Below are 15,009 nucleotides of genomic sequence, written 5' to 3' on the forward strand. Positions count from 1 at the left end.
AAACGAGAGAAGACAAGAACTGTCCTCTCTCGGTGTTAAGTGGGTCAACCCACTACAGTTGACAAAGAGCCTTTTTTACTCGTCTCAACTGAGGCAAGTTAAACAGACGATATTAGTCCATCATGAGTGCTATTACGATTTTATCGTTAGCCTTATCAATAGACGCAAAAAAACAGCCCTGCGAAATCGCAGGGCTGGGATACTTAAAACCAGTAGTAAAGGTTATTCATCTTCGTCTTCATCGTTATTGAAGAGATCGTTGAGACGTTGAATGTTACTTGTTCCAAATTCAATCAGATCAACATCTTGGTCGAGAAGGACACCGTTCAAGAAACCGATAACCATCGGCATGTTCATGCCAACATAGATGTCTAAATCAGCACCTTCTAACAGGGCTCTTGACACAACGTTTGCTGGTGTACCACCGAGTAAATCAGCGAACACAACCACATTTTCTAAACCTGCAATGGTCTCATCAAACTTAGCACGAAAATCTTCTGGACCTTCTTCTGGAAGAAGAGCGACTGTATGGATATTTTCTTGAGGACCCATAATCATTTCTGTAGATTTTTTCAATTCTTCACAGAAACGACCATGGCTAACTAATACTAAATGTTTTCCCATTATGCCATACCAAATGCGAAGTGACCAAGAGCAGACAAACCAAGTGCCAATAGGATGATAATCAAGATAGCCCTAGTTGAGTTCATGCCACGACGGCCCAAGAGCCAGAAGATGAATCCTGTGAAGATAGCTGGTACCAAACGTGGGAAGATTGAGTTCAAGATGTCTTGAAGGTCAATCACTTTCTCACCGATCGTTGGAGCCCATGATACTTCAAAGTTGATCACGGTTGCAACCAAAGCACCCATCATGAAGACACCGAGAACAGAAGCGGCATCAACGATAGCAGTAAGAGTATCGCGCATAGTGGTGATGAGTTTAACACCTTCTTTATAGGCAAACTCCAACTGTTTCCAACGGAAGACGTTAATCGCCATAGCTACAGCTACCCAGAGGAAGATACCGATTGGGCTACCAGATTCAACCGCCATTGTCGCAGCAATCGTACCCATGATAGCTGGTACCAAGGAACCAAAGATGGTATCTCCAAGAGGAGCAAATGGTCCCATCAAACCAGTCTTGATACCGTTAACCGCATCTTTAGAAGCGATACCTTCTTTTTCTTCCAAGGCAAGGTCGAAACCAGTGATGATGGTGTGGAAGAAGTTAGATGTATTGAAGAATTGCATGTGCAATTTCATCATTTCTTTGAGTTCAGGTGTACCGTCTCCGTACATTTTGCGCAATTGTGGCAAAATCATGTAGAGGTAACTTGAAGACTGCATACGCTCGTAGTTCCAACCTAATTGGAAAGTAAACAAGCTACGTTTGTTGATTTGATTAAAATCCTCTTTTGTAAGTTTGTAATTAGAATTCGTCATCTTCGATTTCCCCGCTTTCTACGTTAGATACTGGCGCAGCTACCACTGTACGACGAGCGTTTTGGTAGTGAAGCACAGCCAAGAGAATACCAATGATAGAAATACCAATCATTGACAAGCCTTTGAAGTTGTTAGTGAAAGCAATAGCTGCATCTGCTGCAAGACCTTCGTTAGCAACACCAACCAAGCTAGATACAGCGCCACCCAAAGTAGAGATGTTACCGTAAAGAACAGTCAGCATAGCTGTCAAACCAAAACCTGCTGCCAAGTAGTGCAAGTTGCGTTTAACTGGCAAGTAGTGGAGCAAGATAGCGAAACCAAGACCTGGAAGCATACGACCTGCAAGTACCAAACCGTTAGCAATCCACTTGTATTGATCAATCGCTGCTACAACGTTTTCAACGAAGCCACCACCAAGTGCAAGAGCAAGGAAAACAGGAAGAGCCCGTGAGAGACCCCATGGAAGAGCACCGAGAAGGTAGTTCAACTCAATACCTTTGTAGTCAAAGCGCTCAATCGCAGCGTCAATGCGGTGTGCAAAGAATGTTGTTGAGAAACGACCTGCAATATCGGTGTAAACCAAGAGAGCTGCTACTGGAACCGCGATGGTTGTGATGGCAAGTTCAGGTTTGATGCCTTGTGTAACTGAGAAAGCTGTCGCCAAAACCGCACCAGATGTTGCGTCGATACGAGACGCACCACCGAAAGTACCAACACCGAGTACCACGAGCTGGAGACCACCACCAATAAAGAGACCAGTTTTAACATCTCCCATAATCAAGCCTGATACGAAACCAGCGAAAACTGGTGAACCAGCTGATGAAACAATCGTCAACTCATCACAGATTTGATAGAATGAGTACAACGTGAGTAAAAGTATTTGCCACCATTGAATCATGATGTCATCCTCCTAAAAATTTATTAATATTTTTTGAACAATTTTAGTTTATCTTACCTTGTCAAGCAATGGCAAGAAATCTTTAGCAGCATCGTTTGGTACCATCTGAGCAATAAGTTTAACACCTTTTGCGTTGAGAGCATCAAAGTCCGCAATGTCTTTGTCAACAACGTTAATGGTACGTGTTACAGCTCTTGTTTCAGGGCTCTGTGACATATTACCAACGTTGAGTTCTGGGATGGTCACTCCATGCTCAACCAGTTTCAAGAAACGGTCTGGGCGGCGTGCAACAATGAAAAGACGTTGTGAGTCATACTTACCAGCCAGAATGTTTTCAGCTGCTTTAGCTACTGGCAGGATAGACAGTTTAACACCTGGAGGGCAAGCCAATTTCAAGCCTTGCTTCTCGATGTCATTTTGTGCCACTTCGTCGTCGATAACCATGATACGGCTAGCTTGCAACTTAGCTGTCCACAAATTAGCTACTTGACCGTGGATGAGACGGCCGTCGATACGTGTTCCGATGATTGCCATAGAAACATGTTCCTCGCTTTTCTATAAATTTTTTATTATTGGTCTATCTGAGAAGGTCATATGCTCTCGATAACGGCCTTCGGTCTCAAAGACAACGATGTCATTGCGTCCTTGTTTTAAGTATCCCTTAGGTAGGTAGAGAGAGTATATTGGTCCTTTTTCCCAGAAACGACCGATGTTAACATTGTTGATGAAGACAACACCTTTACCAAAACCTGTCATATCAAGGTAAGTATCGGCTAGATCATCTAACTCTACCTGATAGTGGTAGAAGCTAGGCAATCCCTCCAACCAAGACCCTGTCAAATCCAGTTGGTCAACGTTGTCTAGTGGCAACGGGTACTGCGTCCAGTTGCCGATGTAGTGGAGATCCACCATCGCCCCACGACCGATTCCTTTGCGCTGAGTTGGCGCTGTTAGCTTATGACCGTAGTTAACCCGACCCATGTTTTCCACCAGAATTTTGATGTTGTTCTCAGATTTCTCCTGTGGTAGGAGAATATCCTCACCAATCTCATCTTGATATTGGGTGGTCACATGCTGGTTATTAGCATAAACTTGGATGCGATCTCTGGCATCGATGACACGGAAACGTTCATCCTCTAACTTGTCACGCCCAATGCTCGTCTCATAAAGAATATAACCGACATTTTGCCCCAGAGCTTCCATGTTTTTCGGATAAAAGCTCTGAACACTCGGTAATTGTTCCAAAATGGAGAAGAGACTCGCTTTATGAACCAAACTGGCACTCGGATGAACTTTAGCTGTTTTCACCAAAGGTTCTGCAAACGTGAGACTCGGATAAGTGGCTTTCAACCGTTTTTGCAGTTCGTAGAACTTACGCGTTGGATTGCCCGCCTCATCAAGAATCGCGTCGTAGTCATAAGACGTTACCTGTGGCAAATCTTTTTGACCTCTGGCTGAGCAACCATTCATGAAACCAAAGTTTGTCCCACCGTGGAACATGTAGAGGTTGACACTGCCAAGCTCTAAGGCTTCCATCACACTGTCAGCCAGTTCCTCTGGATCGCGCCGAATCACTTCTTCGCCCCAGCGGTTGAACCAACCGTCCCAGAATTCCATGCACACCAGTGGCCATTTCTTACCATGTTCATCGAAGAAATCCTGAACGTCTTTGAAGCGTTCACGTGCCCTTGAGCCGAAGTTAGCGGTAACTAGCACGTCATCTTCGATTAAGCTCCCAGCTCGCAAGGTTGCTCGCCAGTTACCATCTGATGTAAATAGCGGAGCTGTTATGCCATGTTTTGTCATGAGCTGTTTCATCTCACGAAGATAAACCTTGTCCTCACCATAAGAACCGTACTCGTTTTCGATTTGAAACATTAGAATGTTCCCACCTTGATCGAGTTGACGTTTGGCTAACTTTGGCAAAAGCCAAGCATAGTAGTCGTCAACGAGTTTGAGAAACTTCTCATCTCGTGACCGAACCCTAACATCCTCCTCTAATAGCCAAGCTGGTAACCCACCAAATTCCCACTCCGCACAGATGAAGGGAGACGGGCGGACAATGGCATAGAGTCCAAGCTCTGCTGCTATATCCAAGAACCGTTCGACATCCAAGATACCTTCTGAGGTAAACCGGCCTTTTGATGGTTCATGCATGTTCCAAGGAACATAAGTCTCAACAGTGTTGAAGCCTAAAGCCTTGAGGTTATAAAGAGAATGATACCAATCATCTGGATGAACCCTAAAGTAGTGAATCGCCCCAGACAATATTTTGAAGGGCTGGTCGTTCAAATAGAAGTCATCTGAGATAGTGAACCTCATATTTGAAACCCCTTTCTTTTTCTATGCTAATATTATATCACGTCTAACTGGTTATGACAAGTGTTTTTGAAAACTTTTTTTTATTTTTTTTTAAAAGTTTTTAGCCTTTTTTTTAGTCTTTTTTTAGTTTATTTAGTATAATGTTGTTGTGAAGTAATTTTTACCATCATTAATATGTAGAAAGAGAGTATTTTTATGAGACTTCCTAAATATCAACTCATCAAAAATGATTTAAAGAAACAAATCACATCTGGAAAATTTGAGAATGGCGACCGTTTTTACACCGAAGCTGAGCTAATCAAAATCTACGACGTGAGTTCTATCACTGTTATCCGTGCCTTGAACGACTTGGTTAAAGACGGCTATCTCGTGCGTCATCAGGGTAAAGGCACCTTCGTCTCACGCTCCCGCAAAGGTAAGGCTGTAGCATTTTCAGACATTGAACTTTTCCCAATCGCTGACGATAACGTTACTGTTTTGTCAATGACTAAAGGAAATGATCCTGAAATTTTAGAGAAACTGAATCTTCCTAAGACCAAATCTTACTATAAGATTGTTCGTGTCAGAAAGGCTAAAACAGAGCCTTATATGTATCAAGAGTCTTATATTCCTGAGCAATACATCGCCAAACCTGATGCCAAAAAAAGCCACTATGTGTCTATCTACCAACGCTTCAAACTAGACTTTGACTTGCATTTGTCAGAGGAACCATTCATTGAAACTAATGAGATTTGTCTCTCAAGACCTGAGAAAATTACTAAAGCTTTAGCACTTGAAACTGGTGAACCGACTGTTCTGCAGATTCGGACAACCAAACGTCAAGACAGTCAGGAAGTCTTGGAATACATCGAAAGTCACAAACACTGGAAATTCTACAAATTTGAGATTTCAGCAAACAAACATTAACAAACATAGCGGGGCGGGAAGCCCCGCTTTTTTAGTTGTAATCGTGAATGATAACACCTTTTACGACACGGTTAACTGTACCAGTTGCTGATGGTGTATCTGGTGTATTGTCCACCTTAACAGATGACAAGAGTGAGATAATCTGAGCCACAAACACCATTGGTAATGCAAGATAAGCATCGTCAATCAGTTGATCAGAAATCAACTCAAAGGTGTCACCGCTAAAGTTACGCTCTCCTCGTTGGGCAACAGCTAGGGTCTTCAGAGCAATCTTATCACCATAAACCTCTTCTAACAAGTCAAGGTCATAATCACGTGTATACGGATTGTTGTTGACAAAATCAACCACCAATGTTTTCTCATTGACAAATGATTTTGGTCCGTGACGGAATCCCATAGACGAATCAAACATGGTTGACAATTTTCCTGCTGTCAGCTCAAGCACTTTGAGCTGGGCTTCGCGTGTCAGACCAGTCAACGGCCCTGACCCCAGGTAAACAATCCGCTCAATATCCAAGTCGACAATCGCTTTGATATCTTCTTCACGGCTAGCAATATCGTCAGCCATACGGGCAATCTCTTTGACCACAGCTGTTTTAGTTGCCAAATCTTTGCTCTCATCAAAGACTAAAAGTGCTGATAGGAGCATGCAGGTAAAACTACCTGTCATAGCAAAACCAGCATCGTTTGAGCGACTTGGCATGAGAAGTAAGCAGTTGTGCTCATCTCCCTCAGCACGCTTAGCCAGCTGTCCTTCAGGCGCACAGGTGATGGTCAAGTGGAAAGCATTTGGCACGATTTGGTTAGCCAATTCAACAGCTGCCACACTCTCAGGGCTATTCCCTGAACGAGCAAAGGACACCAAAAGCAGAGTTTCGTCAGCAAAAAGGTGGTGGAAAGGGACAGAGACCAAGTCTGTTGTGCCGACACTTTCAAAGATGTAACGGCTACGGTCACCGTTGGCCTTCAAATAAGGGAGAATCGTATCCCCAACATACTGAGACGTTCCAGCACCTGTGAAAATTACTTTGACACGCTTGTTTGGACTGGTTTCACGCACCTTGTCTAGAAAAGCGGTGATTTTCTCTTGGGCTGCGGTATACAGCTCAAGCGCTTCTTGCCAGAGTTCTGGTTGCTGGCGAATTTCACGCGTCGTGATTTCGGCTCCCAGAGCTTCTAGCTTGTCTTTAGATAGTTCAAACATCTAAGTTCCTCCTATTTCTTTTTATTAAAATTAAGACCAAAAAATGGTTTTTTCTGTTGACGATGGGTTATCTTGTAGCGGAACTGGTCTGCCCTGGCGACGCTAACAGTATACTCGATGAGCTTGTTTTTGGCATTGTACGATTTCCGTTGCAACTGCAAAACAGGACTGTTTTCTGGAATAGCCAACCACTTGGCATCATAATCCAGAGCCAAACTAGCAAAAAACTCTTCTTCTGCTAAACGTATCGGTTGCTTGTAATGTTCAGCAAAGACGTCGTAAAGGGGCTTTGTATCTAGTAGTTCCTGACTGAGCTCAGGAAAATAAGCTACTGGTATATAAGAGACTTCAAGCATCATCGGCACTTGGTCGGCTAGCCTGAGCCGCTCCAAAATGTAGACCTCCTCTCCCTCTCCTAGTCCCATCTGCTCACTCAGTGCTCTCGGCGCGAGATTCTGGCTAAAGGAAATAATCGTCGTCGATGGCATCTTACCCATCTTTTTCATCTGCTCAGTAAAGCTATAGGCAGCTGATAAATCCACCACCGAGCTACTAATCTCTGAAACAAACGTTCCTTTTCCCTGTTGCTTATAAACAAGACCTCTACTCTCAAGCTCCTGCAAAGCCAGACGAACCGTGATTCGGCTCACGCCATACTGCTCTGTCAGCTCCCTCTCGGACTGTAATTTGTCATTGACAGACATCTGTTCTCGAATCGTGGTTTCCAGTTCGTCAACTAGCTGAAGATAGAGAGGCTTGTCACCTGTTGTTTCAAGCATTACATTTCCTCCCAACTTGTTATAACCACCTTTTTATTGTAACGCTTTCAGAATGGTTTGTCAAGGCTTTTTATAAAAAACAAAAAATAAAGAACAACTTTTTGTGTTTAGATGTTCTTTTTCGTTCTTTTTAATTTGAGAAATAGCAGAGCTATGATATGACTACCGATGAGGGCACTAGTAAAAGCTAGACGCCCTTGCTTCCAACTGCTTAACTCATATTGCCTGAAGGCAAATAGGCTTAGCTCGATGAAGATTGGATGAACAAAGTAAATAATCATACTCAGGTCTTTCAATGAGCGACCTGACCATGGCACTGCGGTCGGGTAATGCAGGCACCAATTAAACAGACTGAGGCTAAAGATGGGGAGAGTCAGAAAGAAATTTTTATCTAGTCCTTGACGAGTAAAAATCAGACTGGCCTCGGCTAAAAAAAGCACCAAACTAATAAGGACTTTCCAACCACGATTTCCTGCAAAGATAGGGTGGTCTTCCTTATCCGCTAGAACTTGCCCAAGGTAGAGAAACAGTGGCGCAAAGAAGAGTCCATTTCTGCTGGTAAGGAAAACTTGGGCGTAAGATCGATAAATGGTCTCAAAGACCGTCCCCTCTAAGTATCCTGTATAAGTCTCGATGCTCCCAAATAAGTAAAGCAATAAGATGAGACTAAACAGCAACCAACCTGGCAAATAGCGCCGCCCTGCTTTGACCAAAAACAAGCCCTGCAAGAGAGCCGGAATGTACCACAGCTGGTAGCATACCCCCACATAAAGTAAGCCGACCAAGAGCCCGATAGGCAAAAGGTAAATAGGTAAGCCAAGTTGCTGAAAATAAAAGAAAGCGTAAGGCAGATAAACCATACTCCAAATCACATAGGTTTTGAGAAGCTTTCGGTAATAGACCGTTTCTGCTCGAGGCGAATTTATGGCTTTTTTCCTTAAAAAATAAGCCGAGCTGATAAGAAAGAAAGGAACAGCTTGACGGGCAAAGATACTTTTAGCTATAAAATGGTAAAGAGGTTGCTCAAAGAGACTACCGCTATGCACCACCAACACCCCGATTGCAAAGAGGTACTGAAAAAAGGAAAGCAGCGGGTAGACTGCTTTAGGTTTATCCGACAATTAGCGGTCTCCTTCTACTGTTCTTCGATCACTGCTACTAAGCAGTTTTACTTCTTGTCAGCTGTTTTGGCTAGTACCTCTTGCATTTGCTGACCGAGTGCGATAAGATCTTCTGCCAATTCTTTGTAATCAAGCAGAGCATTGTAGATGCCGTCTTCTGACAGCACCCCTCGTTTGAGGTCAGATGGTAACTTTCCTGCCTCATCTAAGGCTAGGTGTTCTTTCCACTGCTGGCTGCCATAATAGCTAAAAAGCGCCTCTGCTCCTGTCAGTTGTTCAAAGCCGTTTGCCACTAAGGGCTCAATGTCCTGCAACCAGATCAGCTGTTGATTCAAGTGCTGTTCCATCTCAGCAATGCGTTCGGTGATAGGTGTCATCTCTTTTCCTTTCTGTAGCTGCCATGCCATTAGCTATCTTTTCCAACAACTGTGATAATCACGTTGTTCTTCACAACAACCTTGTAGTCGCCATTCTTCATCGGATAAGTTCCATTGCCTAGCGTCTCAATCTGGAGAAGCAAATCACTGTCTTCCACAATGGAAGTAACCAAGCTATCCAAATCAATCTTTAAAACCCGTTCCACATAGCGTAATATGGCATGCTCAGACATGATCAACTCTGACTGATGTTTCAAGGCACTAATCTTTTGATTGACACTATTTAGTTCTTGCTTAAGGGTTGATAATTCTTTTTTTGTTTCATTCTGTTGAACTTCCAGCCCCGAAATCTTTCCGACCAAACGAGCATGAAGGCTTTCGAGCTGCTTTAACTCTTCTCGTTGACGTAACCGTGACATCTGTATCAACCTTTCCTTTCGTGATGATTAGCCCTTTTAGGCAACTCAATCACATACGTGTATTCCTTATACATCGTGTCAATCGTAAAATGGGCTAAATCTGTCTCTTTTGTCACGATATAAATCCCCTCACGGAGATAATAAGGCTGAGGTTGACCATCTTGACCTGTCAGACAGATTTGCTGAGCCCTTAAGTCAATCGCAAAGCTCGGTTGGGAAAGGTCTTTTGGAACACCTACCACCAACCAATCTTGACAGACAAGCTGCCCGCCCCATTTTTGGTAGAGGTGATTGGCTGCATCACCCTCACGGGTAAAGATAGCCAATTTTTCCACCCCTTTTTCCAAGAGTTGGGTGTAAGCTTCTTGATACAGGGCTTGGGCAATACCTCGCCCCTGATAATCAGGATGAACAGCTAGATTGGTAAAATACGCCACCTTATCCGCAGGAGCATAGAGGTATTTACGGCTATAGTCTGCATTGTAGATATCAATGTCTAACAAACCAACAATCTGCCCCTCTTCTTCTGCTACCAACTCGATTCTATCTTCAAAAACAGTTTGGTCACGATCAGGCTTAGTTGGTTCACGATCGTCAAAAAAAGAGGAAAAGAGATAGCTGAGGGCTTTGGTATAAACCCAGCCTTTCTCATCAGAGACAACGTAAGGGCGAATAATCATGAATTTCCTTTCTGATAGAGCGGAGCCAGTCAGGCAGGCGGCTGCTTTATGAGCTGAACAACCTGATGCGTTTGCTTGCTATTACGGCAACGATAAACTTGACCTGAAAAATCAGCCAGGGCTTGTTCCAATTTTGGATAAGTGGTTTTCGAGAACTGCCAAACAAACTGTAAAAATGCCAAGTACTCTTTATCCAATCGATCCCTGAACTGCTCTGCCATGTCGGGGCGCTTCGCCCCGAACAAGACTGTTTTAAACGTCCGCACCAGCACACGGTAAAGACAGAGCCTGCGAGGATAGGCCAGCCAGAGAACCGTGTCGGCATGACGGAGGCGCTGAGGTAGGCGGTTGGCATAATTACCATCGATTATCCAAGCCTCATGCTCAGCCATAAATGTCTCGACCTGCTGACTAAAAGCCTGCCGAGCCTGGGGCGAATAATCTGTCGCATGCCAAATCCTATCCAAATGCAAGAGAGGTAACCCTAGCTCGTTACTGAGTGTTCTAGCCAAGGTGGACTTTCCCGCACCTGGGCAACCGATGACGATTAGTTTCATTGATTTCTCCTTGAAGTCCCATACGATTAGACAAAACAGCTTACCAGTTTTAGTCTGAGGCTAGTCATAAACCCTCGGAACACGGTCACTAATCAGGCAGGCCAGTTCGTAGTTAATGGTCTGACAGTGGGCTGCGGCCTCAGTGAGGGTGATCTCTCGCTCACCGCTAGTTCCCAGCAGAACCACCTCAGTCCCCAGGGGGTAAGCCTTGGGTAACCGAACAGTCAGCTGATCCATCGACACCCGCCCAACGATTGGACACTCCTGCCCATCAACCAGTACATGAAAGCCCGCCAAATCTCGGATATAACCATCTGCATAACCGATAGGCACTGTGCCAATCACCTCTTCACCAGCACTGTGATAGGTTGCTCCGTAGCCAATAGCTGAGCATTTATCAACACGTTTGACCTGTACCAATCGAGAACTTAACCCAAGAGCAGGCTTGAGAGGGTAAGGCAAGGTCAGGGCAGTTCCGCTCGGATTTAGCCCGTAGATTGAGACCCCCAGACGAACCGCATCAAAAACTGTCTCTTCCTGCCAAATCGCTGCCGCTGAGTTGCTGGCATGAACAAGCTCTGGCACCCAGTCTAACTGCTTCAAATGCTCCTTAAACTCTGATAATTGTGTCCTAAGGTAGCGATCATCTTCTTCATCTGCTGTCGCAAAATGCGTGAAAATACCAGAGATAGCCACTCCAGCGACTGATAAACATGCCATCGCCTGTTTGGTCTCTGCCGCTTGTCGGAACCCCAGACGCCCCATGCCGCTGTCGATTTTCAAATGTACCGTCAGTTGCGACAGATCAACGCCCTCTTCCTGCGCTGCCATTACCCAATCAAGGCTTGCCACCGTGAGGGTGATGTCGTTAGCAATAGCCAACGGCACGTGCTGAGGCAACACAACTCCCAATACCAAAATCATCTCCTGCAAGCCAGCTTGCCTCAACTCAATCGCTTCGTCAAGATTAGAGACACAAAAACCAGAAACCAACTCGCGAATGGATTGAGCGACGGCAACAGCACCATGACCATAGGCGTCTGCCTTAACAACTGCCAACGTTTTGACAGGTTTTGGCAGGTGGGCGATGATTTGCTGAATGTTACTGCGGATATGGTTAAGATTTACGGTCGCCCACGTTGGACGATGCAGACTAGTGACCATGCTCTCCTCCTTCTAAAATCACACTGGCTTGGGCAAACGAGCCCGAATGACTGATCGATACATGAACCTTCCCTTCAAAAGGGTGCTTGGTAAAAATGGGGCGACCTCTCTCATCCGCTAGAATTTCCAAATCTTGAAAACCACAGCCTTTAACAATCCCTGTTCCGTAAGCCTTGGCAAAGGCTTCTTTGGCTGACCAGCGCCCAGCTAGATATTCTAAACGCCGTGCTTCTGGGAGATGCTCAAAAACGGTGAGCTCTTTTGGCCTTAGAATTTTTGAAATGATGGCGGGCTTTTTGACAATGAGCTCTGCGATTGCCCCCATATCCTGCAAATCGATGCCATGACCAACAATCATGTCTTGCCTCCTGACGAAAATACGATAAAGCAGCTTTCGCCACCCTATCGTATCAATTTAGACCACGTCCGTATGTCGAGCGTGACAGTTTTTATATTGTTTACCAGAACCGCACGGGCATTTGGCGTTACGCTCAATCCCTGACAAGTCCAGGTTTTCAGACGCTTGCCCCACTGCACCAATCGGTTGAGCCGCAATGTTTTTAGTTGCAGTTGTCCGAGCTTCTTGAGGGGCACGCTCGCGCTCTTGCTCATGAATTTGAGCCTTCATCATGGTTCTTGTCACTTCAAACTCAATGCCACCAATCATGTCTTGGAACATTTGGAAACCTTCTGACTGATACTCAACAATCGGGTTATTTTGAGCGTAACCACGCAGACCAACCGCATTGCGCAACTGGTCTAAGCCGTCGATATGGTCTGTCCATTTGTTGTCCACAACCATCAAAATCAAGACCTTTTGGAACTCGATAACTGCAGCCTCATCGCGCAGTTTAGCGATTTGTGAATCATAAACTTCAATCGCTCGGTCGTAAAGATAGGTTTTTATCTCTGGGAATTTCAAGCCATCAATGTCCTGAATGCTAATTGCATCTTCTGGCAGAAGCACCGTGTGTGCAAAGTTGATGATTGACTCCAGTGCTTCGTCTCGTCCGAGACGACTATGGACATCGACATTACGTGCGATGGTTCGTTTAATCATGCCCTTGATTTCAGGACCGAGGTCACGATTAGCTGTGATGACATCACAACGTTGGGCGTAGATGATTTCGCGTTGCTCACGCATGACATCATCGTACTGAAGAACTTGCTTACGGGTATCGTAGTTGTTACCCTCAACACGTTTTTGCGCAGCCTCAACCTGACTGGTCAAGAGTTTAGACTTAATAACTGCTTCATCTTCAGTCAAATTCATGCGCTCAAAGACTGCCTTGATACGGTCAGAACCGAAACGACGCATGAGATCATCTTCCAGAGAAAGGTAAAATTGGGACTCACCTGGGTCACCTTGACGACCAGAACGTCCGCGGAGCTGGTTATCAATCCGACGGCTCTCATGGCGCTCTGTTCCGATAACACAGAGACCGCCCAGCTCACGGACACCTTCTCCCAGCTTAATGTCTGTTCCGCGTCCAGCCATGTTGGTCGCAATGGTAACGGCATGGCGTTGACCTGCGTTCATGATGATTTGAGCTTCTTTGGCATGGTTTTTAGCATTGAGCACCTCGTGTGGCACACCAGCCTGCACCAAGAGACGAGAGATGAGCTCTGAGGTTTCAACCGCTACCGTCCCAAGAAGGACAGGTTGCCCCTTTTCATAGCGCTCTTTGACATCTGCGACAACGGCTTTGAACTTAGCCACCATGCTCGGGTACAACAGGTCTGCATGGTCAATCCGAGCAATTGGACGGTTGGTCGGAATGGACACAATCCGCATGTTGTAAATCTCACGGAACTCTTCTTCCTCTGTTTTACCCGTACCGGTCATCCCTGCCAGTTTCTTGTACATCCGGAAGAAGTTCTGATAGGTAATTGAGGCAGAGGTCTTAGTCTCATCCTGAATTGGAACATGTTCCTTGGCTTCGATGGCTTGGTGAAGACCATCAGAGAACCGGCGACCTTCCATAGTCCGACCAGTAAATTGGTCAACGATGAGGATTTCTTCCTTGTCGCTCACAACGTAATCAATGTCCAAGGTCATGGTGTAGTTAGCACGAAGAGCATTATCGATAAAGTGTGTCAAGGTGACATTTTCAACGTCATAGAGATTGTCAAGTTTGAAGTAGGTTTCTGCCTTATCAATCCCAGAATCTGACATCCCGATGGTCTTAGTTGACACATCAATGATGTAGTCGTCTGGTGTCAAGGTCTTGACAAAATGGTCTGCCAACAAGTATAGCTTGCTGACATCTGAGGCTTGCGCACCAGAGATAATGAGTGGTGTTCTGGCTTCATCAATCAGGATAGAGTCTACCTCATCGACCAAGGCATAGTTAAGCGGACGTTGGACCATGGCTTCTTGGCGGACAACCATGTTGTCTCTGAGGTAGTCGAAACCAACCTCAGAGTTAGTGGTATAGGTAATGTCACAAAGGTAAGCTTCGCGTTTCTCGGCTGGAGACTTCGCCGCAAGGTTAATCCCCACAGACAAACCTAGGAAACTGTACAATTGCCCCATCTCAGTCGCATCGCGCTCTGACAAGTACTCATTGACAGTGACCACGTGTACCCCTTCGCCAGCTAGGGCATTGAGGTATACAGGCATGGTAGCCGTCAAGGTTTTCCCCTCACCCGTTCTCATCTCAGGCACATCCCCATGGTGTAGGACAATCCCACCCATGATTTGTACACGATAAGGGTAAAGACCAAGAACACGTCTAGCTCCCTCACGCACCACCGCAAACGCTTCTGGCAGAAGCTGATCTAGGGTCTCTCCCGCCTGATAACGCTGCTTAAATTCAATCGTTTTTGCCTGTAATTCCTCATCTGTCAAAGCCTCCATCTCATCAGCATAGGCTTCAACTTTTTTTGCTAGTTTTTCTAGTTTTCTCAACTCGCCTTTTTCATTTTCAACGAGCTTACGTACAATATTTGCCATGTCGATTCCTTTCGAGTATACAATCAGTTTATTTTATCATAATCACCTTATAATTTCAAGGAAACACTTAGTGTAACACGACAAACGCATGAACCTCTGTTTGTTGTTTTATCCTTCCTCCTCCCTTTTTTGACTAGATGAGTTTTCTCAAATATTGATCAAAAGCCAAACTAAGGTGAAA

The 15,009-nt window shown here is 45.1% G+C and carries 16 protein-coding genes; 1 reads left to right on the forward strand and 15 read right to left on the reverse strand.

Features of this window, described 5'->3' with window-relative positions; genetic code table 11:
- Positions 1 to 222: 222 nt before the first annotated feature.
- The 5 genes from ACERC8_RS08725 to ACERC8_RS08745 are packed head-to-tail and all read right to left on the reverse strand — an operon-like array spanning position 223 to position 4,665.
- Positions 223 to 624, reverse strand: a complete 402-nt coding sequence (locus ACERC8_RS08725) for a PTS sugar transporter subunit IIA (RefSeq protein ID WP_026216702.1) — start codon at positions 622 to 624, stop codon at positions 223 to 225.
- Positions 624 to 1,445 (reverse strand): PTS system mannose/fructose/sorbose family transporter subunit IID, encoded by an 822-nt coding sequence (locus ACERC8_RS08730; RefSeq protein ID WP_373659505.1) that lies wholly within the window; start codon positions 1,443 to 1,445, stop codon positions 624 to 626. Before ACERC8_RS08730 ends, ACERC8_RS08725 begins: the two co-directional genes overlap by 1 nt.
- A complete protein-coding gene (locus ACERC8_RS08735; protein ID WP_373659506.1) occupies positions 1,432 to 2,343 on the reverse strand; it encodes a PTS mannose/fructose/sorbose/N-acetylgalactosamine transporter subunit IIC in 912 nt (303 codons plus the stop codon). Before ACERC8_RS08735 ends, ACERC8_RS08730 begins: the two co-directional genes overlap by 14 nt.
- 48 nt (positions 2,344 to 2,391) lie before the next feature.
- Positions 2,392 to 2,877: a PTS system mannose/fructose/N-acetylgalactosamine-transporter subunit IIB gene (locus ACERC8_RS08740; RefSeq protein ID WP_018369250.1), complete on the reverse strand. Its 486-nt coding sequence runs from the start codon at positions 2,875 to 2,877 to the stop codon at positions 2,392 to 2,394.
- 21 nt (positions 2,878 to 2,898) lie between these two features.
- On the reverse strand, positions 2,899 to 4,665 hold the full coding sequence (locus ACERC8_RS08745) for a beta-galactosidase family protein (protein WP_373659507.1): 1,767 nt from the start codon (positions 4,663 to 4,665) through the stop codon (positions 2,899 to 2,901).
- A 195-nt stretch (positions 4,666 to 4,860) separates the two neighbouring features.
- Between ACERC8_RS08745 and ACERC8_RS08750 the strand changes: the two genes are divergently transcribed.
- A complete protein-coding gene (locus ACERC8_RS08750) occupies positions 4,861 to 5,571 on the forward strand; it encodes a GntR family transcriptional regulator (protein ID WP_373659508.1) in 711 nt (236 codons plus the stop codon).
- 31 nt (positions 5,572 to 5,602) lie between these two features.
- Here ACERC8_RS08750 and ACERC8_RS08755 read toward each other — a convergent pair whose 3' ends face one another.
- From ACERC8_RS08755 to secA, 10 genes are all read right to left on the reverse strand, one after another.
- A complete protein-coding gene (locus tag ACERC8_RS08755; protein ID WP_373659509.1) occupies positions 5,603 to 6,775 on the reverse strand; it encodes an SIS domain-containing protein in 1,173 nt (390 codons plus the stop codon).
- Positions 6,776 to 6,786: 11 nt separating this feature from the next.
- A complete protein-coding gene (locus ACERC8_RS08760) occupies positions 6,787 to 7,554 on the reverse strand; it encodes a GntR family transcriptional regulator (RefSeq protein ID WP_373659510.1) in 768 nt (255 codons plus the stop codon).
- Positions 7,555 to 7,661: 107 nt separating this feature from the next.
- Positions 7,662 to 8,675, reverse strand: coding sequence for an acyltransferase family protein (locus ACERC8_RS08765; protein WP_373659512.1), 1,014 nt, complete (start codon positions 8,673 to 8,675; stop codon positions 7,662 to 7,664).
- 47 nt (positions 8,676 to 8,722) lie between these two features.
- Complete coding sequence (locus ACERC8_RS08770) at positions 8,723 to 9,052, reverse strand: DUF4298 domain-containing protein (RefSeq protein ID WP_373659513.1); 330 nt, start codon at positions 9,050 to 9,052, stop codon at positions 8,723 to 8,725.
- Positions 9,053 to 9,081: 29 nt separating this feature from the next.
- Positions 9,082 to 9,471: a hypothetical protein gene (locus ACERC8_RS08775; RefSeq protein WP_373659514.1), complete on the reverse strand. Its 390-nt coding sequence runs from the start codon at positions 9,469 to 9,471 to the stop codon at positions 9,082 to 9,084.
- A gap of 5 nt (positions 9,472 to 9,476) precedes the next feature.
- A complete protein-coding gene (locus tag ACERC8_RS08780; RefSeq protein ID WP_373659515.1) occupies positions 9,477 to 10,151 on the reverse strand; it encodes an N-acetyltransferase family protein in 675 nt (224 codons plus the stop codon).
- A gap of 29 nt (positions 10,152 to 10,180) precedes the next feature.
- Entirely contained in the window at positions 10,181 to 10,708 is a 528-nt protein-coding gene (locus ACERC8_RS08785; RefSeq protein WP_373659516.1) for a topology modulation protein, read from the reverse strand.
- Between the two features lie 60 nt (positions 10,709 to 10,768).
- Positions 10,769 to 11,872, reverse strand: coding sequence for an alanine racemase (gene alr / locus ACERC8_RS08790; RefSeq protein ID WP_373659517.1), 1,104 nt, complete (start codon positions 11,870 to 11,872; stop codon positions 10,769 to 10,771).
- Positions 11,862 to 12,230 carry a holo-ACP synthase gene (gene acpS / locus ACERC8_RS08795; RefSeq protein ID WP_373659518.1) on the reverse strand — a complete coding sequence of 123 codons (369 nt, stop codon included), beginning with the start codon at positions 12,228 to 12,230 and terminating at the stop codon, positions 11,862 to 11,864. Before acpS ends, alr begins: the two co-directional genes overlap by 11 nt.
- 57 nt (positions 12,231 to 12,287) lie before the next feature.
- The gene (secA, locus tag ACERC8_RS08800) at positions 12,288 to 14,828 is read right to left on the reverse strand and encodes a preprotein translocase subunit SecA (protein WP_373659519.1); all 2,541 of its coding nucleotides are present in this window, start codon (positions 14,826 to 14,828) and stop codon (positions 12,288 to 12,290) included.
- Positions 14,829 to 15,009 lie beyond the last annotated feature (181 nt).

It is taken from the genome of Streptococcus sp. E29BA (assembly GCF_041807805.1).
GTDB lineage: Bacteria > Bacillota > Bacilli > Lactobacillales > Streptococcaceae > Streptococcus > Streptococcus entericus.